The following is a 23,112-nucleotide window of genomic DNA, read 5'->3' on the forward strand; positions in this document are numbered from 1 at the left end:
CAGGAGCGCCGAAATAGCCCGGCAGGAAGACTCGGCGTTGACACATGACAGAAAGAAAGAGTGGCCAGAAAACCGGAAAAGCGATCTCGCTCACAGCGTTGATCAAGCATTCAACCAGGCAAGACTCACCCGGAAGGCGCAGCACGAGCATTTAAAATTAAGGCGGACTTGAGAATTCATGTGATCCCGCTCGCCACCAGGAATCAATTTCGCTGCTCGTGCGCTTCCCTCACCTGAACGGCGGTTGTACCAGCCAGTAGCCTGGAAATTGGTCACCCCCTCGCATTAGCTGGAAGTCGATCCCGGAGTCAGCTCCGCGCATCGGCTTGTTTCGTGTGCGCCCGAAACGGAAAAACGAAGGAGGCACGGCAGTGGCACCCGAGTTCGAGCCGGCTCGACTCGACGACATCGACGACCTGCTCAGGCTGTACCGGCGGGCGCACGGCGCGAACTACCCCATCGCGATGGGCACCGATCCCGAGGTCATGGCCGCCGAGATCAAAACGGCCAGCACCACGTGGCTGGTGTGGCGCAACGACAACAGGGTCGTCGCGTCGATCACCGGGCACGTCGGGCACGAGGACCGGATGGGCAAGATCGCCGGACTTGTCGTCGATCCGGACGCGCAGGGTGGCGGCATCGCGCACCACGCCGTCGGGCAGATCACCGGCCGGATGCTCGCTGCCGGCGAGGTCGACTCGGTCTACGGCACGGCCCGAACGGTGCACATCGCGCCGCAAAGGGTGTGTCTGCGCAACGGTTTCCACGCGCTCGGGCTCGTGCCGAACCTCTTCAAGCACGCCAAGCGGGAGACCATGGCGTTGCTGGCCAAGCACCGCGACGGGGTGCTCGACCGCAGGGCCGAGGTGCACAAGGTGCCTGCCGCTCTCGAAAAGCTCGTCACGGCAACGCACCGGACGATCGGCCTGCCGCACCTGCCGGAGTTCGTCGAGGGCACCGGGTTCCCGCAACCGGAGCCGTCACGCCTGGAGATCATCGAGGCACCGCAGTTCGTGCAGCGGCACTTCGAACGCAACATCAACGACCCGGCGCGCCGGTTCTACCCGCTGCACAAGCCGAACGTGCTGCTGGCCGACGAACAGGGCGCGTACCAGCTCTACGGCCACCTCAACCGGCACGACGGCTACTGCACGATCTTCGGCGCCACGCCCGACCCGCAGACGATCATCCCGCATCTCACCGGTGTCGTCGACGCGCTCACCGGCATGGGCGCGCCGCACGTCGAGACGCTGGTGCCGTTGCACGAGTTCGACGAGCTGAGTGCCTTGCTGGCGTTCGGTTTCCTGCCGGTGGCGCTGTACCCGGCGATGCGCAGGGACGGCGACCGCTACCACGACTACGTGGTCATGGTGCACACGCCACAACCGCCCGACTTCCGCGGGCTCACGATCGACGAGGCGTTCCGGCCCTTCACCGAGCAGTACATCGAGCTGTGGACGCAGAAGTTCCTCAACACCAACGGAGTTTTCCGCTCATGAACCCCCATCTCGGACCGGCAACGGTGCCGGATCCCTCGTTGAGCGCCGTCCAGGCCCTGTGCGATGTCGCGGCGCCGTACGACCACAGCGACGAAGACCTGTTCCTGGCAGCCGTGAACGAGTCGAACCGGTGGCACGCCGAGCGCAACGACTTCTTCCGCAGTCTGTGGAACGGCAAGCCCGTCAAGGACATCTCCCAGCAGCCGTACGTGCACGCCAACTTCTTCAAGATGCACGACGTGCTGTCCGTGCCGCGCAACGAGGTCGTCGTGCACGCCACGTCGTCCGGCACGACCGGGCAGAAGTCGCAGATGTTCTGGGACGCCTGGACGTTGCGCGCGGGCCAGCGGATGGTCGCGCGGATCTACGACCACAACGGTTTCATCGACGACACCGAGCCGGTGCACTACCTGATCAACCTCAACCAGCCCACGCCGTCGGTCAAGCTCGGCAGCTCGTTCACCGGGCAGTTCATGACCGACTTCGCGCCCGTCCAGTCGGTGGACTACGGCCTCGCGCACACCGGCACCGGCCACGAGTTCGACGCGTTCGGCAGCATCCGTTCGCTGCAGCGCTTCGCCGACAGCGGTTTGCCGGTGCGGATCTTCGGCTTCCCCGCGTTCCTCAGCTTCGCCATCGACCGCATGCGGGCCATGGGCATCGAGCCGCTCAGGTTGAACGAGCGGTCGCTGGTGTGGTCCGGCGGCGGCTGGAAGGGCAACGCCGACCAGCAGATCTCCAAGTCGGAGCTGCGCTTGAAGGTCACCGAGATGCTCGGCATCCCGGACGAGCGGATCCGCGACAGCTACGGCTCGGTCGAGCACTCGGTGCCGTACGTCGAGTGCGCGCACCACAACCTGCACGTGCCCACCTGGTCGCGTGCACTGGTTCGCGACGTCCGGACGCTGGAACCGTTGCCGTACGGCGAATCCGGCTACATCCAGTTCGTCTCCCCGTACATCACCTCCGCGCCGGCGCAGAGCGTGCTGATGGGTGACCTCGCCGCACTGCACGCACCTGAGGAGTGCGGTTGCGGCAACGAGACCCCGTGGTTCGAGATCCTCGGTCGCGCCGGTGTCTCCCGCAACCGTTCCTGCGCGATCGCCGCGGCAGAGCTTTTGAAAGGCAAGTGATGAGGCACTTCTGGCAGGGCGAGTGGGTCGACGACGACTCGGTCGCACACCGGCTCGACACCCTGGAGGACCGCACCCAGCAGGTCGTCACCGGCCCGCGGCTGAGCCCGCTGGTGGTGCTCGCGGCGGCCGAGCAGCTGGTCCTGGACGACCACCGCGGCGCGCTGGCGGCGTGGGGCCTGGACGAGCTGGAGATCGAGGAGACGCTGGAGGCGTTGCGGCACGCGCTGAGCCGCCCCGAGCTCGAGCGCAAGCTCAAGCGCGAGCTCGGCAACCTCGACCCGGCGCGGATGGTCCGGTACGACTTCCGCACGCCCACGTACGAGGCTTGGGTGCCGCTCGGGCTGCTCACCCACGTGACCGCCGGCAACGCGCCCGCAGCGGGCGTCCTGAGCGCCGTTGAAGGCCTGCTCTCCGGCAACCTCAACGTCATCAAGGTTGCTTCCGACGACTCCGGCTTCACGGCCGAGGTGCTCGCCGCGCTGGCCGCGCACGACCACACCGGGCAGATCGCCGCACGGCTCATCGTGCTGCACTTCTCGTCTTCGCGGACCGACTGGATGACCCGCGTGCTCGGTGCGGCCGACGCGGTCGCGGTGTGGGGCGGCGAAGAGGCGATCAACGGCGTCACGGAGCTCACCCGACCCGGTGCGCGAGTGATCGACTGGGGCCCGAAGCTGTCGTTCGCCTACCTGACTCGCGACTCGTGGTCCGATGTGGACACTCTGCACGCGCTGGCCGCGGACGTCTGCGCGTTGGAGCAGCAGGCGTGCTCCAGCCCGCAGGTGATCTACCTCGACACGGAGGAGCCTGCCCAGGTCTTCGCGTTCGCCGAGCGGTTCGCTGCCGTGCTGGAGCTGACCGGACCGCTGACCCGCGAGCCCTCGCAGGCGGAGTGGGCGGAGATCACGAACACCGTGGTCGTCGCGCAGCTGGAGGAACACCTCGGGCTCACGAAGGTGCACACCGGCGACCGCTGGCGCGTGCTGGCGGACGTGCGGCCGGCACTGCGCACGTCGCCGCTGTACCGGACGGTGTGGGTGAAACCGCTGCCGCGCAAGCAGATCACTTCGGTTCTGCGGCCGATGCGCCGCTACCTGCAGACCGTCGGACTCGCCGCGGACCGTCCTGACGTCGCGACGCTGGCACGGTCGTTCGTGTCCGTTGGCGTGCAACGAATCACCACGCCCGGCTCGATGCTCGGCGGCTACAGCGGGGAGCCGCACGACGGCGTCTACGCGTTGCAGCGCTACAGCAACCGGGTGTCCGTGCAACTCGACGACAGGTTCGCGTTCGACGCGGCGCTGGACGACCTGGCCGAGTCGCGCCAGCTGCCCGTCCCGGCCGTGCCCGTGACGCCGAAGTCCGACTTCGAGACTCTGCAGGACCGTCCGGCCGATGTGTACTTCCGCAGCGGCGGCAGCTCCGGTGCGCCCAAGCTGTCCGCCTACACGTGGGCGGACTGGGACGAGCAGATGTGGGTCGGCGCCGAGGCGTTGCTCGCGACCGGACTGGACCCGCGACACGACCGGATCATGAACCTGTTCTTCAACGGGCACATGTACGCGAGCTTCGTCAGCTTCTTCTCCGCGCTGGAGCGGATGAACGCCGTGCAGTTCCCGATGGGCGGCGAGTGGGGCCAGCTCGAGGCGATCGCTCAGGCCATTGTGGACAACCGGGTCGACACGCTGCTGACCGCGCCCTCGTTCGTGCAGCGGCTCTTCGCCGAGCACGGCGACCTGCTGAAGGAGTACGGCGGCATCCGCAAGATCTTCTACGCGGGTGAGCACTTCGGCGCGCAGGCCATCGCGCGGCTGCGCGACGAGTTCGGCGTCGAGACCATCCGTTCGGCCGCCTACGCGACGGTCGACGCGGGCCCGGTCGGCTACCAGTGCCAAGCGTCTTCCGGGAAGGTGCACCACCTGTTCACCGGACTGCACACGCTGGAGATCCTCGACCCTTCGTCGGACCGCCCGGTTTCTGCCGGAGAGCCCGGACGGCTCGTCTTCACCACGCACACGCGGCGTGGCCAGCGGCTGGAGCGCTACGAGATCGGCGACCTCGGCCGGTGGATCACCGGCGACTGCCCGTGCGGCCGCCGTACCCCGCGGTTCGAACTGTTGGGGCGCACCGGTGACGTGTTCCGCGCGGCGGCGCAGACGTTGAACTACCGGCGGTTCCTCACGATCCTCGAGGACGAGTACAGCTACGCCGGCGCGTTGCAGATCGAGCTGAACGAATCCTCGACCGGCGAGGAACTGGTGGTGCGGCTGGAGTGCGGCCGTGCGCCGGAGCCGGCCGCCAGCCACGTCACGCTGCTGTCGCGCTACGCCGAGGTCGCGGAGGCTGTTGAACAGGACGAGCTGCTTTCCGTTCGTGTCGAGAACGTACCCCTCTCGGACTTTCTGCGCACCAAGAGCAGCGGCAAGTTGATCGCGGTCGTCGACCACCGCAGCAGCAGGAGCGTGTGATGTCCGTCCTCGACCTGATCTGCTACGCGCGCACACACTCCCCGTTCTACAAGGATCTCTACGACGGCGTCGAAGGTTCCTCGCTCGCTGATCTGCCGGTGGTCGACCAGGCCGCGTTCTGGGCCGCGAACACCGTCCGCAACAACCAGGTGCTGACCCGCGCGCACACCGACGGGCTGATCTTCAAGACCGGCGGCACGACCAAGGCTCCTCGGGTGTCCTTCTACACCAACGAGGAATGGGACGCGATGTGCCGCACGTACGCGGAAACGCTGCCCGCGGCCGGACTGCGGCACGGTGACCGGATCGCGAACCTGTTCGCGGCCGGTGAGCTGTACTCGAGCTTCATCTTCGCGCTGAACGCGCTGCAGCGGTCGCCGATCGACCTGGTGCAGCTGCCGATCACCGGCAGCGCTCCTGTCGAGTTCACGTTGTCCACGATGCAGGACTTCGACGCCACCGTGGTCGCGGGCTTCCCCACGACGTTGTGCCGGTTGGCCACGCACGTGGTCGCTGAGGCCGGATCGCTGCCCTTGGTGCGGCTGATCCTGTTCAGCGGGGAGGCGTTGTACGACGACCAGCGCGCCTTGTTGTCCGAGGCCTTCCCCCGCGCCGAGTTCCGGTCGTTCGTCTACGGCAGCGTCGACGGCGGGATCATCGGAACGGCGGTGCTCGGTTCGGACGACCCGCGGGTGTTCCGGGCCTTTGTGGACAGTTCCGTGCTGGAGATCGTCGACGTCGAGACCGGTCAGGTGATCACCTCACCGGGCCGGCCGGGGCGGTTGCTGCAGACGGATCTGGCGCGGCGGTTGCAGCCGATGATCCGGTACCCGGTCGGTGACCTGGCCGAGTGGGTCGACGTCGAGGACGGCATCTTCCGGTTGCTCGGCCGCGCCGACGAGGGTGCTCGGATCGGACCTGTGACGCTGCACCTGGATCACCTGCGTACCGCTGTCGATCGAGCTGGTGTGGTGCACAACGGGGTTCAGGTCGTGATCCGACGGGTCGACGCGCGGGACCAGTTGGTGTTGCGGATCGCTGGTGCTCCGCAGGACCTCTTCGAGGCGGTGCGGGCCGAGGTCTACGTGATCAGCCCGCGCTTCGAGCTGCAGGTCGAGCGCCGGACCGTGGCACCGCTGGCGGTGGAGTGGGTGTCCGCGCTGGAGGTGAACCCCCGCAGCGGGAAGACCCCGCGGCTGATCGACGAACGCCCCGTTCCGCCGCTCGGTTAGTGTGTCCGGGTGCGAAAGATCCTGGTCATCGGTATCGGCGCGGGCAACCCCGACCACCTGACGGTGCAGGCCGTCAAGGCGCTGCAGACGGTCGACGTGTTCTTCGTGCTGGACAAGGGATCCGTGAAGCAGGAGCTCGTCGACCTGCGCGCGTCGATCCTGACCGAGCACGTGACGCGCCCGTACCGGTGGGTCGAGGGCCGCGATCCGGACCGCGACCGCAACCCGTCCGACTACGAGGCGACGATCGACGCCTGGCGCCGGGCCCGCGCGGACGTGTGCCTTTCGCTGCTGTCCGAGCTGGGCGACGACGAGGTCGGGGCGTTCCTGGTGTGGGGCGACCCCTCGCTGTACGACTCGACGCTCGCGATCCTCGACGACCTGCTGGGCCGCGGCGAGTCGTTCGAGGTCGAGGTGATCCCGGGAGTGACGTCGGTGGCCGCGCTGACCGCCGGGCACCGGGTGTCGCTGAACCAGGTCGGCAAGCCCGTGCAGATCACCACCGGCCGTCGGCTGGCGGAGGGCTGGCCGTCCGATGTGGACGATGTCGCCGTGATGCTGGACGCCAAGTACTCGTTCGAGGGCGTCGACCCGGACACGTGGATCTACTGGGGTGCCTATCTGGGCATGCCGGACGAGATCCTGGTGTCGGGGCGGGTCGGTGACGTGGCGCCGCGGATTCGCGAGGTGCGCGAGGAAGCCCGTGCGCGCAAGGGCTGGATCATGGACACCTACCTGCTGCGCCGGAGCTGATTCCGGCGGCTACTCGGCGATCAGCCTGCGGACCGCCTTCTCGACGAGTGCGCGGGTGGCGTTCGGAGTGCTGAAGGCCAGTATCGACATGTGCACGACCAGGTCAAGCAGGTCGTCGGCGTCGTACGCGGCCGTGAGCTTGCCTTCCATCTGCGCCTGCGCGATGGCCTCGATCTTGTGGCGGTGGGCCTCTGCTTCCGCCGCGGGGACGACGTCGAAGCCGTTCTCCAGCCGGTGATAGGCCGCGAGCCTCAGGATCTGCGGCCGCTCCACGTACGAGTCGAACAGTCGGCCCGCGTAGCCGGGCAGGTCGTCGGGCGTGATGGGGACCGACTGGATCATGCGGTCGATCTGGATCTTCAGCAGCTCCTCGAACAGCCCCTCCTTGCTGCCGAAGTAGGCGTAGATCATCGCTTTGTTGCACCCGGCCTTGGCCGCGATGCGATCGACCCGCGCACCGGCGATGCCGTACTCGGCGAACTCGTCGAGCGCCGCCTCCAGCAACTTGGCCTTGGTCGCTTCCTTGTCCCTCACCACGCTCCGCATTCTAACCAACCGGTTGGTAGAAGCAACTAACTAGTTGGTTGACAGGCGATCCGATCCATGGTTGCCTTGTTGTAGCAACCAACCGGTTAGTTAGGAGACGTCATGAAGGTCGCACTGGTCACGGGAGCGTCGTCGGGCATCGGTGAGTCGACGGCCGTTGAGCTGCACAAAGCCGGATACACGGTGTACGCGGCGGCGCGGCGGGTGCAGCGGATGGAAGGTCTTGCCGCCCAGGGCATCCGGGTGCTGGAGATGGACGTCACCGACGACGACTCGATGGTCGCGGGCGTCAAGCAGATCATCGCCGACGCGGGCAGGATCGACCTGCTCGTCAACAACGCCGGCTACGGGTCGTACGGCGCGTTCGAGGACGTGCCGCTGTCGGAGGGCAAGTACCAGTTCGAGGTCAACGTGTTCGGGCTGGCGCGGCTCGTGCAGCTGGTCGTGCCGCACATGAGGAGGCAGAAGAGCGGCCGGATCGTCAACGTGTCGTCCATCGGCGGCAAGATCTACGAACCGCTCGGCGGCTGGTACCACTCCACGAAGTTCGCGGTCGAGGGGCTGAGCGACTCGTTGCGGCTCGAGCTGAAGCCGTTCGGGATCGACGTCGTGGTGATCCAGCCGGGCGCGATCAAGACCGAGTGGGGCGGCATCGCGGTCGAGAACCTGCAGAAGACGTCGGGCGGTGGCGCCTACCAGGACCAGGTGAAGCAGCTCAGCGGGCTGTTCTCGCAGACCGACCGCGGCAGTGAGCCCAAGGTCATCGCCGACGTCATCGTGAAGGCTGCGCAGGCCCGCAGGCCCAGGACCCGCTACGCCGCCGGCTTCGGGGCGCGGCCGATCCTGTTCGCGCGCAGGGTGTTGTCGGACCGGGCGTACGACGCGATGTTCCTCGGGACGCTGCGCCGGTTCGCCTAACCCCCTTGCCTCCTTTCTGGGCAGGTACCTTCGGTTCAGAACTGCCGAGGGGGTCGCGTGCACGAGGGGCTGTCGCAGGAGGCCGAGCAGCTGTACCTGGCGATGCTGCGCGGCGCGATGAGCGAGCCCGGCGCGGCGCACGAGGAGCTCGAACGGCTGGGGCTCGTCCGCGACAACGACGTGCGCCCGCCGCGGTCGGCGTTGGCAGCGATCGCGTCCAGTCACGAGGCCGCGGCCGTGCGGGCCAGGGAGACGGCCGAGATGCTCGCGAAGGCCTATGCCGAGCACGGCGCGAAAGAGGTCGACTTCGTCGAGGTTCTCACGGACGCGGACGAGGTCATCAGCGCGTTCGAGGAGATGCAGAGCCAGGCCAAGACCGAGATCCGGGCGCTGGATCCCGGTTCGTACCTCAGCCCGCAGCCGGAGGCGAGTCCCGCGCAGCCTCCGGCGCTGGCCCGCGGCGTCGGGTACCGGGTGGTCTACGAGTCGGCGCTGTTGCAGACCGAGCTCGGGTTCGCGTCGGTGCAGGCGAGCATCGCGGTCGGCGAGCAGGCGCGGACGTTTCCCGGGGTGCCGCTCAAGCTCGTGATCGCCGACTCGGACCGGGCGTTGATCGCGGTGCCGACGGTCACCGGTGGGAACGTCGTGGCACTTCTCATTCACCCGTCCGTGCTACTGAGCGCGCTCATCGAGTTGTTCGAAGCGTTCTGGCGGATGGCCGTGTCGATCACGCCGGGCGGTCAGCAGGACACCCACGAGGAACCGACGACGGCGACGCGCAGGCTGATGGCGCTGCTCAGTGCCGGTCTGACGGACGAGTCGATCGCGCGGGAACTGGGCGTCAGCGAACGCACGGTGCACAGGAGAGTCAGCCGGCTGCAGCAGTTGCTGGGCGCGCAAACGCGGTTCCAGCTCGGCGTCCAGGCGTCACGGCGTGGTTGGCTCTAGTCACGCAAGGTCACAGAGACACCCCATGGTTCATCACTCTGTGAACACCATCGGTGACAGTTTTCAGACATGGCGACTTTCTGCCACCGCGCACGAGTGTCAAACGAGGGAAATCTTCTTCTTCCCCTGATGCGAGCACGGCCTCCAAAGGCCGTGCGGGGGCAGAAGGGGATCGACCTTGCGGAAGTACTTCAGAGGGCTGGCCGCGCTGACGGGAGCGCTGATCGCCACGAGCGTCGTGCTCGTGCCGACGGCGAGCGCGGCACCGAAGCAGGAACCGGACACGGCCAAGCTCGCGGGCGCGCTGGCCACCCAGAAGATCACCTGGGAGGAGTGCACCTTCCCCGGCGTCGCCGAGGAGACGGTCAAGCGGTTCAAGACCGTGAAGGGCCTGGCCTGCGCCACCGTCCAGGTGCCGCGCGACTGGCACAACCCGGCCGACGGCAACACGATCGGCATCCGGGTCTCCAAGACCGAGACCGCCTACAAGGGCACCAGCCGCCAGGGGATCGCGCTGGTCAACCCCGGTGGTCCCGGCGGCTCCGGCCTGCCGTGGGGCGCGGCGATGGCCCTGCGCACCCCGGTGCTCGCCGGCCAGTACGACTTCATCGGCTTCGACCCGCGCGGTGTCGGCCTCTCCACGCCGCTCACGTGCAGCTACACCGTCCCGAACAGCACCGACGTCAACGTGCTGAACAAGGCGAAGGTCGACGGCTGCCTCGAGAACCCGCTGACCAAGTTCATCACCACCGAGCAGACCACCTACGACATGGACTTCATCCGTGTCCTGCTCGGCGAGAAGAAGATGAGCTACATCGGCTACTCCTACGGCACCTGGCTCGGCACGTGGTATGGCGCCACGTTCCCGGCCAAGGTCCACCGCATGCTGCTCGACTCGGCCGTCGACGCCTCGCAGTCGACGCTGGAGAAGACCTGGGACCTGCAGCCGCGCACCCGCGACCGCCAGTTCCAGGAGGCGCTGCTGCCGTTCATGGCGCGTGACGACGCCCGCTACGGGCAGGGCACCGACCCGATGGAGATCCGCCGCAACTGGGAGAAGGCCGGCGGCACCCGCGAGTTCGTGGGCCAGCTGTTCGTCGCCTGGTTCGTGATCCCGGCGATGTACGACACCACGCAGTACCACGTGGCGGCGTCCGCGGTCGCCTCGGTGATCGACGCCTCGAAGGCCCCGGCCGGCGGCACCGACTCGGAGAAGGTCGAGCAGATCGTCGCGAAGATGCTCGCGACGCCGGACCTCACCGCCGAGAACAAGGCGTTCATCGCCAAGGGCAAGGAGAACGCGCTCGCCGCGATCGCCAAGAAGGAGCGCGTCGCGGTGAAGTCCACGACCGCCGCCGCCGAGGTCGAGACCTGGGACGCCACGTTCGAGGCGATCCGCTGCCAGGACGGTCAGTGGAACCAGAACCTGCACTACTGGAAGTACTGGCTGGCCGACCTGACCGTGAACGCGCCGTTCATCGCGCCGTTCATGGACACGCCGCTCTGCGCGTACTGGCCGACCAAGAACTCGATGCCGAAGCCGGACAAGAAGACGTTCCCGCGGCTGCTCGTCGCGCAGTCCGAGCTCGACGCCGCCACCGCGTACGAGGGTGGTCTGGCCACGGCGAAGGCACTGCCGAACGCCAAGCTGATCAGCGTCGACAACGAGGGCTCGCACGGCCTGTTCCCGTACAACACGGACTGCGTCGACGACCCGATCGTCTTCTACTTCCAGACCGGTGCGACCCCGCGCAAGCAGTTCACCGGCTGCCAGGGGCTCCCGCTGCCGCACGAGGACAAGACCTACGAGGTCGGCGGCAAGATGACCAACGGCAAGATCAAGATCAAGATGATCACGCCCGCCGTCAAGGAAGCCAACAAGATCGTCAAGGATCTGCTCAGCGGTTCCTCGACCGCGGCTGCCGACGAGTCGGGCATGCCGGCCAACCTGTAACACCCTGTAGAGCTGCGGGCCCCGGCACGGCGTGCCGGGGCCCGTTTCCATTCAGGGCCGCTGACCCACCTGGTCCACGACGCCCCTCGCCAGCACGGCGGTGTCCTCGCTGCCGAGCACGGTGTAGGTCTCCGCATCGAGGATCAGGTCACCACCCCGGTGATCACCGATGTCCGGCCAGGAGATCTTCACCCCTCGACGGCCTGCCGCATCCTTCTCGTCCTGTTCGAGCGTGAGGTCGGGCACGAGGGCCAGGGCTTCGAACAACGCGGCCCTGGACTGCGGCGACAGGTAGCTCTCGGTGAGCAGGTAGGCGACGTCATCACCGTTGACCGGCCGGTCGTTCGCGCTGGAGTCGTCCAGGTCGTCGAGGCCGTTGCGGTTGAGGAACACCAGCATGGCGGCGACGTCGGTGGGCATGTCCGGGCGGTACGCAGGCTGCGGCGTGCAGTCCTCGAACCGGCCGGGCATCGGCCTGCCGCCTTTGGTGAGCTGCTTCTTGCCGTTGCGGCAGCCCATCAGCCAGGCGGGTTCCTCGGACGGGTCGTTGCGGATCATGCCGTCTCCCGTGCCGTCCACCGACTGCCAGGCTTCCCGGACGCCGTCGGGGTGCTCCGTCTTCGTGTACACGAACTGGTCGGCTCGCGGTGCGGTCTCCTGCAGGCCGCGCACGACATCAGCCGCACGGCGCAGCACTTCGGCGGCCTCGGCGGTGGGCGACGGACCACCGAACGGCGTCAGCACCACCACGGCAGCGATCGCCGCGGCCAGACCGACCACGCCGGCGATCGTCAGCCGGCGACCGCGACGGCGCGTCCGCGGCCTGTTCTCGGCGCGGGCGGCGGCGAGCAGGCGTTCCCGAACGGGCGCAAGGGTTTCGGGCTCGGGCAGGTCGGTCTCCGCGACCATGCGGCGGAGCAGCTGGATCTCATCCATGGTTGGCTTCCTCCGGAGTCGCGATGTCGTCAGCGGTGCGCAGCTTGAGCTGGACTTTCCGGCGGGCGCGGTTCAGCCGGGAGCGCACGGTGCCCACCGGAATGGCCAGCGCGGCGGCGACCTCGTCGTAGGACAGGCCCTCCCACGCGATCAGCAGCAGCACATCGCGATCGGCGTCGGCCAGCTCGGCCAGTGCAGCGGCGAGCAGCTTGCCCATCGCCTGCGCGGTGACCTGCTCGGCGACTCGCTCGGCGTGGCCGTCCTCCCGTTCACCGACGAGTGCGCGGTTGTGCAGCTTGAGCTCACGCGCCTCGGCTCGCCAGTGCCGGCTGACGAGGTTCGTGGCGATCCCGTACAACCACGGCCGGGCGTCCGGCCGGCTCAGGTCGTACTGCCAGCGCTTGTCCAGCGCGGTCAGGAACGTTTCCGCCAGCAGGTCATCGGCGTTCTGCTTGCCCAGGCGGCGTTCCAGGTAGCGACTGATGTGCGGGCCGTGTCGATCGAAGATGACGGCGAACCGCTCTGGGTCCTGCAGCGATGCCTCGATGACTTGCGCATCGTCGGCATCCTCCCCCGGTGAAGTCAATGACCGGCCTTTCGTCGTGACGGGCTGTTCACCGCGTTATTCGCAAGTCGCCCGTTACGAGTTCACGGTCAGCGCTGCCACCACTTCTTCTTGGCGACGTCCGTGATCACGCACGTGATGTTGTCCGGGCCGCCGTTGCCGTTCGCCAGCGCGATCAACTGCCAGGCCGCCTCTGTTCCGTCCTCAGTGGACAGCAGGATCTCGTGGACGTCTTCGATGTGCGCGTAGTCCGTGAGGCCGTCGCTGCAGAGCAGATAGCGGTCCTCGAGCTTGGCCTGGTGCCACGACAGGTCCGGCTCGTGCGAGTTGCCGGACTGCAAGGCGCGCAACACATACGCGCGTCGCGGATGGTTCGCGGCCTCCTCCAGCGTCATCCGGCCGGCGTCGACCAGCGCCTGGACCATGGTGTGGTCGTGGGAGATCTGGCGGAGCTCGCCTTCCCTGAGCACGTACGCGCGGGAGTCGCCGATGTGCGCGAGCTGGAAGGCCAGCCCCTCCCAGCGCATCGCGGTGAGCGTGGTGCCCGCGCCCTGCGGGGCTTCCGCGTCGAGCCTGCGCGCGATCTCCGTCACCGCGGGGCCAAGATCGCCCTGCCAGCCGGCGAGGACGTCCACCGCGATGGCACTGGCCAGCTCGCCGTGCTCGTGGCCGCCCATGCCGTCGGCCACCGCCTGCAGGCCCGGGCGGACGTAGACCGAGTCCTCGTTGTGCTCGCGCACAAGACCTGGATCGGTCGCCACGGCGATGCGCAGCTCGTGTGTCATAGGCTCAGTACACCAGTTGTGAAGTGAGTTCACAAGCAATACGGTTGTGAACTATGGATGAGACGGTTAACGCCGGGGACATCGCTCGCCTCGCCGACGTGGGGCGGGCAGCCGTGTCCAACTGGCGGCGCCGGTTCGAGGACTTCCCGGCACCGGTCGGCGGGACGGCTTCCAGTCCGTTGTACCTCCTGCGCGACGTCGAGACCTGGCTGCGGCGCAACGGCAAGCCGTTCCGGGTGTCGCCGGCCGAACGCCTCTGGACCCAGCTGCGCACCGTCGACGATTTCAAGCTCGGCGAAGCCCTTGCGCACGTTCAAACGGACGCCGAGACGTTCGAGTTCCTGCACGAGCGCTACCTGGAGGCGCACTCGCGGCTGCTGAACCCCACACCGCCCGAGGTCGTCGACATCGTCCTGGCCTTCGTCGACGGCGACACGGTGATCGACCCGGCCTGCGGGACCGGGAACCTGCTGAAGGCGTCGAAGGGCCGCAACAAGATCGGGCAGGAGCTCGACCCGGTGTCCGCGGTCATCGCGCGCCGCCGGCTGCCCAAGGCGCAGATCGTCGTCGGAGACTCCTTGCGGCACAACGGAATCGCCCAGAAGGCCGACGCCGTGGTGTGCGATCCTCCGTGGCACGACCGGACGTGGGGCCACGAGGAGCTCGTCGGCGACGCCAGGTGGACCTACGGACTGCCACCGCGCGGAGAACCGGAGCTCGCCTGGTTGCAGCACTGCCTCTCGCTCGCCAAGCCGGGCGGCCAGGTGGCGGTGCTGCTGCCGTCCGCCGCCGCTGCTCGCCGGCCGGGCAAGCGGATCCGCGGGAACCTGTTGCGGGCCGGGGCGATCCGCGCGGTGGTCACGGTCGGAGCGGGACGCGATCTCTGGCTGCTCAGGAACCCGATCGGCCGCGTGCCCGAGCAGATCGCGCTGCTGGAGGAGCCGGGCCCGATCGAGCCGAACACGCGCGTCATCGACCTGTTGGACGACGACGTCGATCTCAGTCCCTCGCGCCGCAGCCGCACCGACGCGACGGCCTATCTCTCCCAGCAGTCGAGCTTCCGCGTGCCAAGCCTTCCCGAGCTGCGCGAACAGGCCGCACCACCGCTCACGACGATCGGCGAACTGGTCCGCAACGCCCCTGGCACGCACGTCGTCACCTCTCCGACCGGCGCCACGTACGAGATCGACCCGCGCAAGGTGGACCCGGACTTCCTCGAAGGCGTGCTGCGCGCCGCGTTCGCCCGCACGCCCACCGGATCGACGCGTCTCGACGTCCGCCGGACGCAGGTGCCGTCGCTGCCAGTCGACGAGCAACGCCGGTACGGGGAGGCGTTCGCGCAGCTCAAAGCACTCGAAGAGCGGCTGGACGAAGCCGCGGGGCTGGTCCGGCTCGGGTACGCGGGCCTGCTGGGCGGACAGATCGGCCCAGCGTGACAGTTAGGCTGCGCACGTGCTGATCGCCGACCGCTACGAGATCGACGACCTGCCGTTGGGGCGGGGCGGCATGGGCACCGTGCACCGGGGCCGCGACCTGCGCCTCGATCGCCGGGTCGCGGTCAAGCTCCTGCGCCTGCCCGGCAGCGACGACGAGGTGCAGCACCGCTTCACCCGCGAAGCGCGGATCGTCGCGAAGCTGGAGCACCCGGGAGTCCCGGTCCTCTACGACTTCGGCACCTACGACCAGCGGCTGTTCCAGGTCATGCAGTTCGTCGACGGTGTCACGGTCGCCGACCTGGTGCAGGAGTTCGGCCCGCTGCCGGAAGCCTGGGCGGCGAACATCGCGGCGCAGGCGGCCGCGGTCCTCACCGAGGCCCACGAGCACGGCATCTGCCACCGGGATCTCAAGCCCACCAACCTGATGCTGTGCCCGGACGGCGCGGTGAAGGTGCTGGACTTCGGCCTCGCGCTGCTCAAGGAGAGCGACGTCGCGCCGTTCAGCCGAGCCGGCCAGATCCTCGGCACCCCGTCGTACATGGCACCCGAACAGATCCAGCGCGGCACCGCCGAACCGCGCAGCGACCTGTACGCGCTGGGCTGCGTCCTGCACGAGATGCTGACGGGCGACCAGCTCTTCACCGGCCCGACGGCGTACGCGGTGTTCGACAAGCACGTCAAGGAAGCGCCGCGACGGCTGCGCAGCGCGCTCGACCCGGTCGTGCAGCGGTTGCTGGCCAAGGATCCCGAGGACCGGCCGGCCACCGCGCTGGACGTGTTCGTCGACCTGCAACGGTTCGCCCAGGACCCGCCGCCGTTGCCCGGCTTCGTGCACAACCCCTCGACGGCGGCGATGTACGCGAGCGTCCAGCTCAGGCCGGGATCCGGTTCACCTCGTGATCACCGGTCGCCCACAGGTGCTGCACCGCGTACGCACGCCACGGTCGCCACACCTCCGACCGCCTGACCAACGCACCGGGCGTCGACGGCAGGCCCAAAGCCTTGGCCGCCAGTCGAATCCCGAGATCGGTCGGCAGGAACGCGTCCGGGTCGCCCAGCGAACGCATGGCAATCGATTCCACGGTCCACGGACCGAAGCCCGGCAGCGCAGTCAACCACTCGCGCGCGACCGCACGATCCGCGGTCGGTGACAGGTCCAAACCGGACTGAAGCGCCTCCAGCAGTGCGGCCATCGTGCGGCGCCGCGACTCGGGCATCGCGAGCTCGGCGACGTCGAACTCCAGCGGGAACAGGAACAGGTCTCGCACCGGTGTGCCGTAACGCGATACGAGACGTGCGGCGTGCGTGCGCGCGGCCTTCGTCGACACCTGTTGCCCCAGCACCGCGCGGATCGCGAACTCCGCACCGTCCACCGTGCGCGGGACACGGCGGCCGGGTGCGCTCAACACCAGTTGTGCCAACAACGGGTCGGAAGACAACGCGCCGTCCACCTCGGCCGGATCGACGTCCAGATCCAGCAGGAACCGGCAAAGGTCTAGAGCTTCAGTCAGATCGCGTTCGTCGGACAGCTCCACAGTGCACGCGACGTGATCGGTCAAGGGGCGCAAAGACGCGATCCCGCAACCGAAAGGGAGACGCAATGTGCGCCGGTACACGCCGTCCCGCCACTCCTCCACACCGGGAACCGCGGTAGCGATCAAGTGACCGAAGAGGTTGTCCGGGCAGAGAGGTGCCTTGAACGGCAAGCGTTCCGTGAACGTGTTCAAGCGCATGCGACCAAGCATGACGCCGTTCCAACCGAGACGCTGGCGGGAAAAGGACATCATTCTGGACGGGGCCAACCGGGTGACCTGCTTCGCGACGCGATCTCGCGTGGCTAGTCTGGCTGCTGCGCCGTTGAAACAGTCAGTTCAGCAGGGAAGGGCGGCGTCGCGTGCGATGAGAGCGGCCTGGACGCGGTTGTCGCAGCGAAGTTTCGTCAGCAGTCGGCTGACGTGGGCCTTGATCGCCCCTTCTGAGAGGTACATGAGCCGTGCGATGCGTGCGTTCGCCATGCCCTGCGCGAGGTACACCAACACTTCCTGCTCCCGCCGAGTGAGCAGGCTGATGCGGCTGCGCGCGGCGTCACGACGTTCCGAGTCGGCGCCGGTGAAGTGGTCGACGAGCGCACGCGTCGCGGACGGCGACAGGATCGCCTCGCCGGCGGCCACCACGCGGACGGCGTTGACCAGAGCGTCGGGTTCGCCGTTCTTGAACAGGAATCCCGCCGCCCCGGCGCGCAACGCCGGGAACAACATCTCCTCGGTCTGCGGCGTGCACAGCATGATCACCTGGGTGCCCGGCACGTGCCTGCGCACCATGCGCACCGCCCCGAGGCCTTCCATGCCGGGCATCGCGGCGTCCATCAGCAGCACCTGCGGACGGTGGCGCCGCGCGAGCTCGACCGCGCCGCCGCCATCACCCGCCTCGCCGACCACGACGACGTTGCCGGAGCGCTCCAGCACGCCGCGGACTCCTGTGCGGATCAGAACCTCGTCGTCAGCGATGCCAACGGTGATCGTGCGCGGCTTGTCCACCAGTTGCAGACCTGTGCTCGCCCACGAGGTGCTGGTTGTCAACGTCATGCGCGCTCCCTGTCAGACCGGACCAGTCACCAGTTTGTTCCCGAACGAGGATCTCGGGAAGGTAGGCATAACGAGCACATTGCGAACCGTCTCGCGCGCACCGACGTGTAACGGGTTGCACACGGCAGGTCACCACCCACGACCTGCGCTTCTGCCGGACCGAGACAGGGACGGCCTGCCGTTACGGCTGGAGGAGAGGACCGCATGACCAGCACCGGACGTTGCGCCCTGTGCGCCGGCACGCTGCCTCCCGCCACCTCCGAGCAGCGCAGGTCCTACTGCTCCAACGCCTGCCGCCAAAGGGCTTATCGCCGGCGCGCCGCCGTTCCTGCGCTGATGCCCGCGAACAGCAAGAACTTGCGTGTGCTCGCAAACTTGCCCGCTGCGCGCGACACGTTCATCGGCCGCCAGACGGAGCTGTCGAAGCTCGACCAGCTCATGCGCAGGCACCGTCTCGTTACGCTCGTCGGCAGTGCGGGTGCGGGTAAGACCCGGCTCGCCCTGGAGGCCGCCGGCCGGTTGCGGCGCGGGAGAACGGACAGGGTGCTCCTCGTCGAGCTCGGTGAGGTCCTCGCCGCCGAGGACGTCGTGCCGGCCGTCGCTCACGCGCTCGGTGTCGTTGCGCAGCCGGACGAGCCGTTGCGCGACACCGTCCTGGAAACGCTCGTCAACATGAAAGTGGTCGTAGTCCTCGACAACTGCGAACACCTGCTCGACACGTGTGCCGAGCTCGTGGATTTGCTGCTCAACCGCTGTCCCGGCGTCCGGGTGCTCGCGACCTCGCGGGAAGCGCTGTGGATCACGGGTGAGGCGAGCTTTCACGTCGAGGGCTTGCCGGTGCCGTCGACGGACCGCGACCTGGTCACCACGGCGGCGCCGCGCTCCGAGGCCGTGAAGCTGTTCGTGGACCGGGCCCGCGAGCGCAAGCCCGACTTCCGGCTGACTCCCGCCAACACCGCCGCAGTCGCGCTGTTGTGCGCGCGACTGGAGGGCATGCCGCTCGCGATCGAGCTGGCGGCGCGGTGGGTGCAGCTGTTGCCGGTGGCCGACATCTGCGACCGGATGGACGAGCCGTTGGAGCTGCTGACGCTGGGCTGCCGCAAGTCGCCGTCCCGGCAGCGTTCGTTGCGGGAGGCGATCGACTGGAGCTATCAGCTGCTGGCACCGGACGAGCAGTTCGCGTTGCGGCGGCTGTCGGTGTTCGACGGCGGCTTCGATCTCGCTGCCGCCACCGAGGTCTGCTCGTCCGAGCGTTCTGCGGAGCCCGTGCTGGACGTGTTGTCGCGGCTGCAGGCCAAGTCGCTGCTGACGGCGGTCCCCGGCACGACCCGGTTCCGGCAGCTGGAGTCGGTTCGGTTGCACGCACGGGAGAAGCTGGTCGCGGCGGGCGAGCTGGACGTCGCGTTCGAGGCGCTCGCCCGGTGGTTCACGGACCTGTCGGACGTGCTGATCACCCAGCCCCTGTCGGTGTCCTTCGAGGTGCAGGACAAGCTCGACAACCACGTCGACAGCCTGCTGGGGACCGTCGAGTGGGCGGCGGAACGCGGTGACGAACGCTTGCTGCTGCTGACTTCCGCGTTGGCCGACTGCGCGGCCCGGCGCGGACGGCTCGGCCAGGCCCGAGTGCTGCTGCGCGATGCGTTGCGTCGTCCGTCCACTCGGGACGATTACCGCTGCGTGGCGCTGAACCACGCCGCACGTTTCGCCGCCGAGCAGGGTGATCACGACGAGGCGGTCGAGCTGTCCGGTGAGGCTTCGCGGTTGGTGCGCTCGCTGGGGCAACCGGCGCTGGCGATGAGCTGCCGCAGCACGTTGGCCGCGGTGCAGCAGTCGTCCGGCGAGTGGGAGGCGTCGGACGAGAACAACACCGAGTGCCTGCGGGTCGCGGAGTTGTTGGGCGAACCTCTTGCCCGTGCGACCTGTTTGGTGGACTTGGCCCGTACGGCGTTGTCGCTCGGTAAGCACGAACGGGCTGAGAAGGCCGTCATGAAGGCGTTGCCGATCTCGCGCGCGTCGGGCGTTCCCGCGCGCATCGCGTCCGCCCTCAACACACGCGGCGTCGTGGCGTTGGTGCAAGGCGACCTCGACGAGTCGACGCACGCCTTTCAAGAAGCACTGCGGATGGACGGTATCAACCCGTTGACCGCGCCGGATGCCTTGGAAGGCTTGGCGGTCGTGGCGTTGATGCGCGGACAGGCAGAGCGCGCGCTACGACTAGAAGCGACCGGACGGGCGTTGCGGCGGTCGGTCGGCGTGGTGCCGGATCCGTTCTGGGCGGAGAAGGTCGCCGGTGCCATGCGCACTGCACGGCTGATGTTGTCCGTCGCGCGCGCAGAGGCTGCTGCCACGCCGCTGTCCGCGGCCGAGACCGAGGCGTTCATCCAGGACGAGGTGTGGCTCGATCGCTGCGAGGCCGCCCACGACTCGTTGGACGACCACGAGCGGCGGGTGATCGCCCTGCTGGCCACGGGCCTGACGAACCAGCAGATCGCGAACCGGCTCGGCGTGTCGGTGCGGACCGTGGCCTCCCGGTTGCAGCGGCTGCGGGAGAAGCTGGGGCTGCAGAGCCGGGAGGACATCGCGGCGTGGGGAGCCGAGCGGGCGATTGGTTAGCGGCGTGGCTCAGAACGGGGCCGGGGAAATCAGCGGTCAGACGGGTGCATCGCGGTGCCCTGCTGAGCGCCGATTACCTCGCCCACGTTCTGAGCCACGCCGCTAGCGCACGTGCAGCCCGAATCCCATGCGGCCGGCGGGTTCCAGTCCCTCCTTCAGGTGCAGCGAGGGGATCTCGTAGTCACCGAAGTTCTGCCGCCGGAACGGGATCGGCTCGGTCGACTCCAGCGTGAGCAGGCGCTGCTCCCACGCCTTGGCGGCGTCCGCGTAGTCGTCTGCCGTCATCCGGTCGACGCTGTACAGCACGAACGGCGGCAGCGCCTCGATGCCGGGGTAGTAGAGGATGCCGTGGTGAATCGGGAACAGCAGGTCCTCGATGGGCCCGTTGATCCCGCGTGCGGCGTAGTGCGACTCCGGGCCGCCGGCGGTCACCGACAGCAGCGCCTTCCTGCCTGCAAGGGTGCCTTCACCGAAGCGTTCGCCGTACTTCGTGTCGCTGTGCTCGCCGACGCCGTACGCGAAGCGGTAGGTGAACACCCGGTCGACCCAGCCCTTCAGGATCGCGGGCATGGTGTACCACCACAGCGGGAACTGGAAGATGATCGTGTCCGCCCACAGCAGCTTCTCTTGTTCGACTTGCACGTCCGGCGTGAGCGTTTTGGTGTCGAAGGCCCGGCCGGAGTCCAGCGCGACCTTCAGCGGGCTCGACGCCTCTGGCCCGTAGTCCGCGGCGTCCACGGCCGCCTTCCAGTTCATCGCGTACAGATCGCTCATCCGGACCTCGTGCCCCGCACTCTCCAATGTGGACACGGCGAGGTCCTTCAGCGAACCGTTGAGCGACTTCGGCTCCGGGTGGGCGTAGACGATGAGCGTCTTCACGGGTGACTCCTTCGGATCAGGTTGACTCCGATCCTGGGCACTCTCCGCGCCGGCGTTCAGGGCCTGGACTTCCTGGTACCGGCAGGGCCACCCTCGTGGCTGCCGCCGCAGCCATACTGGGTTTGTGGAAGATCTCGCGGGGTTCCTCAGGATCCGGCGCGCCCGCGTCGACCCGGCGTCCGTCGGCATTCCCACCGACCGGCACCGCCGCGTTTCCGGGCTGCGCCGCGAAGAGGTCGCGCACCTGTCCGGCGTGAGCGTCGACTACTACGTGCGCCTGGAGCAAGGCCGCGCGACGCAACCCTCCGAGCAGGTCCTCGACGCGCTCGCCCGCGTGCTGGACCTCGACGACACCGAGCGCGAGCACCTCTACCGGCTGGCCCGCCAACGCCGCCGCACCGCCGCGAAAGCACCTGGTGGGCGGATCCGGCCGGAGCTGCTGCGCGTCCTCGACCTGGTGGTGGACGCACCGGCGCTGATCATGAACCACCGCTTGGACGTGCTGGCCGGCAACCGCTTCGCCTCGCTCCTCTACAGCCTGCCGTTGCAGGGCCTGAACATCGCCCGGCACATCTTCCTGCAGGAGTCCGAGCTGTACGGGGAGTGGGAGAAGTGCACGCTCGACGTGGTCGGGCACCTGCGCCTGGCCGCCGGCAAGTTCCCGGAGGATCCCCGGCTGGCCTCGCTCGTCGGTGAACTGGCAATGGGGAGCGAGCGGTTCCGCCGGCTCTGGGCTCGCGCGGACGTGCGGGCTCGTGCGCACGGGCGCAAGACGTATCGGCATCCGCTCGTCGGGACGTTGGAGCTGCACCAGGAGAACTTCGCGCTGCCGGACGAGTCGGGGATGGAGCTGATCGTGCTGTCGGCGGCTCCTGGCAGCGCTGCCGCGGACGGGCTGCGGCTGCTCGGGAGCCTAGGCGTTGCTCTTGATGGCGCGGAGGAACGCGGACCACGCGTCGGCGCTGAGGGAGAGCTGGGCTGAGGGAGCCTTGCTGTCCCGGATGCCGATGCCACGACCGATCTCGACACAGTCCATCGCGTTCGCGCTGTAGCTGCTCTTGCGCCACATGCCAGGCGCCCCCTCAGGTCGCGTGCTTGGATATCCGCTTTCGCGATTCTTCCGCATCCAAGGCGATCCGATCGAGCGACTTGAGGACGTCCTGGTACCCCTGCACGGGTGTCGGACCCTCGATGACCAGGCTGGAGTTCTCCGCCTCCACGAAGACGACCGGCTCGATCCGGTCGAACTCCATGAGGCTGAACGGGCCGGCCAGACCGGCGTGCGCACCCGCCTCCGTCGGCACGATCCTGATGTCGATGTACGGCCGCACCCACATCTCCAGCAGATGGTGCAACTGCGCGCGCAACACCCCACGTCCGCCCACAGGCAAGTGCAAGACCAACTCGTGAATGTGGAAGACGCAGTCGAGGCGCTGCCGGAACACCTCCTGCATGGCCAAACGGGTCGCCACCCGTTCTTCGATCTACCTCGGCCTCGATCTTGCCGGTAGCGCGGCACACCGCCCGCATGTAGTCAGGCAGCTGCAGCAGCCCTGCGATGAACTTCTTCGCCTTGTTCAGGTGCTCCATCAGTGTCCGGGGCCGGATCGGCTGCGTGGCACCCGTGCTGCTGCCACCAGTCCTTCGTGCCGGTCTGCCGGTGGATCGCCAGCAGGTGCTCACGTTCTTCCGGTGGTGTGCGACAAAGCCGAGCAGGACCGCCAGATCCACCTCGGAGCTGCCGCCCTTGCCGTTGACGAGGTCCGAGAGCTTGCTCGGGAAACGCTTTGGCATGGAACGAAGTGAGGGCCGACCGTCCTCTTTGTGCAGTCGCCTCGCCAGAACTCAACCCGAAGAGG

General features: G+C 68.1%; 21 protein-coding genes. 12 read left to right on the forward strand and 9 right to left on the reverse strand.

All coding sequences use genetic code 11. The annotated features are described in order from the left end of the window. Window positions 1-371 precede the first annotated feature (371 nt). Genes DI276_RS28480 through cobF form a run of 5 tightly spaced genes read left to right on the forward strand, consistent with a single transcriptional unit; the run spans window position 372 to window position 7,088 of the window. Complete coding sequence (locus DI276_RS28480) at window positions 372-1,499, forward strand: GNAT family N-acetyltransferase (protein ID WP_112268886.1); 1,128 nt, start codon at window positions 372-374, stop codon at window positions 1,497-1,499. Beyond that, the gene (locus tag DI276_RS28485) at window positions 1,496-2,632 is read left to right on the forward strand and encodes a LuxE/PaaK family acyltransferase (protein WP_112268888.1); all 1,137 of its coding nucleotides are present in this window, start codon (window positions 1,496-1,498) and stop codon (window positions 2,630-2,632) included. Before DI276_RS28480 ends, DI276_RS28485 begins: the two co-directional genes overlap by 4 nt. Continuing rightward, window positions 2,632-5,103 (forward strand): acyl-CoA reductase, encoded by a 2,472-nt coding sequence (locus DI276_RS28490; protein WP_112268890.1) that lies wholly within the window; start codon window positions 2,632-2,634, stop codon window positions 5,101-5,103. Before DI276_RS28485 ends, DI276_RS28490 begins: the two co-directional genes overlap by 1 nt. Beyond that, the gene (locus tag DI276_RS28495; protein WP_112269286.1) at window positions 5,103-6,335 is read left to right on the forward strand and encodes a phenylacetate--CoA ligase family protein; all 1,233 of its coding nucleotides are present in this window, start codon (window positions 5,103-5,105) and stop codon (window positions 6,333-6,335) included. The genes DI276_RS28490 and DI276_RS28495 overlap by 1 nt, the downstream gene beginning before the upstream one ends. Before the next feature lie 9 nt (window positions 6,336-6,344). Continuing rightward, entirely contained in the window at window positions 6,345-7,088 is a 744-nt protein-coding gene (gene cobF / locus DI276_RS28500) for a precorrin-6A synthase (deacetylating) (RefSeq protein ID WP_112268891.1), read from the forward strand. 9 nt (window positions 7,089-7,097) lie between these two features. Here the strand turns inward: cobF and DI276_RS28505 are convergent, their stop codons facing one another. Next, on the reverse strand, window positions 7,098-7,625 hold the full coding sequence (locus DI276_RS28505) for a TetR family transcriptional regulator (protein ID WP_112269288.1): 528 nt from the start codon (window positions 7,623-7,625) through the stop codon (window positions 7,098-7,100). A gap of 111 nt (window positions 7,626-7,736) precedes the next feature. Here DI276_RS28505 and DI276_RS28510 point away from each other — a divergent pair, with 111 nt between their 5' ends. The 3 genes from DI276_RS28510 to DI276_RS28520 all read left to right on the forward strand — a co-directional run bounded on the left by DI276_RS28510 (window position 7,737) and on the right by DI276_RS28520 (window position 11,454). Next, window positions 7,737-8,552: an oxidoreductase gene (locus DI276_RS28510; RefSeq protein WP_112268893.1), complete on the forward strand. Its 816-nt coding sequence runs from the start codon at window positions 7,737-7,739 to the stop codon at window positions 8,550-8,552. 57 nt (window positions 8,553-8,609) lie between these two features. After that, window positions 8,610-9,500 (forward strand): helix-turn-helix transcriptional regulator, encoded by an 891-nt coding sequence (locus DI276_RS28515; protein WP_232836979.1) that lies wholly within the window; start codon window positions 8,610-8,612, stop codon window positions 9,498-9,500. Window positions 9,501-9,678: 178 nt separating this feature from the next. After that, window positions 9,679-11,454, forward strand: a complete 1,776-nt coding sequence (locus tag DI276_RS28520) for an alpha/beta hydrolase (protein WP_232836980.1) — start codon at window positions 9,679-9,681, stop codon at window positions 11,452-11,454. Between the two features lie 51 nt (window positions 11,455-11,505). Here DI276_RS28520 and DI276_RS28525 read toward each other — a convergent pair whose 3' ends face one another. From DI276_RS28525 to DI276_RS28535, 3 genes are all read right to left on the reverse strand, one after another. Further along, on the reverse strand, window positions 11,506-12,390 hold the full coding sequence (locus DI276_RS28525) for a CU044_5270 family protein (RefSeq protein ID WP_112268895.1): 885 nt from the start codon (window positions 12,388-12,390) through the stop codon (window positions 11,506-11,508). Continuing rightward, complete coding sequence (locus DI276_RS28530; protein ID WP_112268897.1) at window positions 12,383-12,976, reverse strand: RNA polymerase sigma factor; 594 nt, start codon at window positions 12,974-12,976, stop codon at window positions 12,383-12,385. The genes DI276_RS28525 and DI276_RS28530 overlap by 8 nt, the downstream gene beginning before the upstream one ends. A 68-nt stretch (window positions 12,977-13,044) precedes the next feature. Further along, window positions 13,045-13,740: a PP2C family protein-serine/threonine phosphatase gene (locus DI276_RS28535; RefSeq protein ID WP_112268899.1), complete on the reverse strand. Its 696-nt coding sequence runs from the start codon at window positions 13,738-13,740 to the stop codon at window positions 13,045-13,047. Window positions 13,741-13,793: 53 nt separating this feature from the next. Between DI276_RS28535 and DI276_RS28540 the strand changes: the two genes are divergently transcribed. Continuing rightward, the gene (locus tag DI276_RS28540) at window positions 13,794-15,176 is read left to right on the forward strand and encodes an N-6 DNA methylase (RefSeq protein ID WP_112268901.1); all 1,383 of its coding nucleotides are present in this window, start codon (window positions 13,794-13,796) and stop codon (window positions 15,174-15,176) included. Window positions 15,177-15,192: 16 nt separating this feature from the next. Continuing rightward, window positions 15,193-16,143 carry a serine/threonine-protein kinase gene (locus DI276_RS28545; RefSeq protein ID WP_112268903.1) on the forward strand — a complete coding sequence of 317 codons (951 nt, stop codon included), beginning with the start codon at window positions 15,193-15,195 and terminating at the stop codon, window positions 16,141-16,143. Here DI276_RS28545 and DI276_RS28550 read toward each other — a convergent pair. After that, the gene (locus DI276_RS28550) at window positions 16,049-16,909 is read right to left on the reverse strand and encodes a DNA-3-methyladenine glycosylase family protein (protein WP_232836981.1); all 861 of its coding nucleotides are present in this window, start codon (window positions 16,907-16,909) and stop codon (window positions 16,049-16,051) included. The two genes, DI276_RS28545 and DI276_RS28550, sit on opposite strands and share 95 nt — an antisense overlap. A gap of 138 nt (window positions 16,910-17,047) precedes the next feature. Next, a complete protein-coding gene (locus tag DI276_RS28555; RefSeq protein ID WP_082114617.1) occupies window positions 17,048-17,761 on the reverse strand; it encodes a response regulator in 714 nt (237 codons plus the stop codon). A gap of 204 nt (window positions 17,762-17,965) precedes the next feature. Between DI276_RS28555 and DI276_RS28560 the strand changes: the two genes are divergently transcribed. Beyond that, on the forward strand, window positions 17,966-20,374 hold the full coding sequence (locus DI276_RS28560; protein WP_112268907.1) for an ATP-binding protein: 2,409 nt from the start codon (window positions 17,966-17,968) through the stop codon (window positions 20,372-20,374). Window positions 20,375-20,476: 102 nt separating this feature from the next. On the opposite strand, the gene DI276_RS28565 is transcribed toward DI276_RS28560, so the two are convergent. Then, the gene (locus tag DI276_RS28565) at window positions 20,477-21,253 is read right to left on the reverse strand and encodes an NAD(P)H-dependent oxidoreductase (RefSeq protein ID WP_112268909.1); all 777 of its coding nucleotides are present in this window, start codon (window positions 21,251-21,253) and stop codon (window positions 20,477-20,479) included. Between the two features lie 124 nt (window positions 21,254-21,377). Between DI276_RS28565 and DI276_RS28570 the strand changes: the two genes are divergently transcribed. Then, on the forward strand, window positions 21,378-22,235 hold the full coding sequence (locus DI276_RS28570) for a helix-turn-helix transcriptional regulator (RefSeq protein ID WP_112268911.1): 858 nt from the start codon (window positions 21,378-21,380) through the stop codon (window positions 22,233-22,235). On the opposite strand, the gene DI276_RS28575 is transcribed toward DI276_RS28570, so the two are convergent. Then, complete coding sequence (locus DI276_RS28575; RefSeq protein ID WP_332874715.1) at window positions 22,167-22,379, reverse strand: DUF397 domain-containing protein; 213 nt, start codon at window positions 22,377-22,379, stop codon at window positions 22,167-22,169. The genes DI276_RS28570 and DI276_RS28575 overlap by 69 nt on opposite strands. After that, entirely contained in the window at window positions 22,336-22,725 is a 390-nt protein-coding gene (locus tag DI276_RS28580) for a DUF5753 domain-containing protein (protein ID WP_157985008.1), read from the reverse strand. The genes DI276_RS28575 and DI276_RS28580 overlap by 44 nt, the downstream gene beginning before the upstream one ends. Window positions 22,726-23,112 lie beyond the last annotated feature (387 nt).

The sequence above is a fragment of the Lentzea terrae genome (assembly GCF_003265345.1).
In the GTDB taxonomy this organism is placed as follows: Bacteria; Actinomycetota; Actinomycetes; order Mycobacteriales; family Pseudonocardiaceae; genus Lentzea; species Lentzea terrae.

Excerpts from the sequence above, each read along its gene's own strand:
- DI276_RS28485 (WP_112268888.1), top strand. The coding sequence starts at position 1,496 with ATGAACCCCCATCTCGGACCGGCAACGGTGCCGGATCCCTCGTTGAGC.
- DI276_RS28490 (WP_112268890.1), top strand. The coding sequence starts at position 2,632 with ATGAGGCACTTCTGGCAGGGCGAGTGGGTCGACGACGACTCGGTCGCA.
- DI276_RS28495 (WP_112269286.1), top strand. The coding sequence starts at position 5,103 with ATGTCCGTCCTCGACCTGATCTGCTACGCGCGCACACACTCCCCGTTC.
- DI276_RS28510 (WP_112268893.1), top strand. The coding sequence starts at position 7,737 with ATGAAGGTCGCACTGGTCACGGGAGCGTCGTCGGGCATCGGTGAGTCG.
- DI276_RS28525 (WP_112268895.1), bottom strand. The coding sequence starts at position 12,390 with ATGGATGAGATCCAGCTGCTCCGCCGCATGGTCGCGGAGACCGACCTG.
- DI276_RS28535 (WP_112268899.1), bottom strand. The coding sequence starts at position 13,740 with ATGACACACGAGCTGCGCATCGCCGTGGCGACCGATCCAGGTCTTGTG.
- DI276_RS28540 (WP_112268901.1), top strand. The coding sequence starts at position 13,794 with ATGGATGAGACGGTTAACGCCGGGGACATCGCTCGCCTCGCCGACGTG.
- DI276_RS28550 (WP_232836981.1), bottom strand. The coding sequence starts at position 16,909 with ATGCGCTTGAACACGTTCACGGAACGCTTGCCGTTCAAGGCACCTCTC.
- DI276_RS28555 (WP_082114617.1), bottom strand. The coding sequence starts at position 17,761 with ATGACGTTGACAACCAGCACCTCGTGGGCGAGCACAGGTCTGCAACTG.
- DI276_RS28560 (WP_112268907.1), top strand. The coding sequence starts at position 17,966 with ATGACCAGCACCGGACGTTGCGCCCTGTGCGCCGGCACGCTGCCTCCC.
- DI276_RS28575 (WP_332874715.1), bottom strand. The coding sequence starts at position 22,379 with ATGCGGAAGAATCGCGAAAGCGGATATCCAAGCACGCGACCTGAGGGG.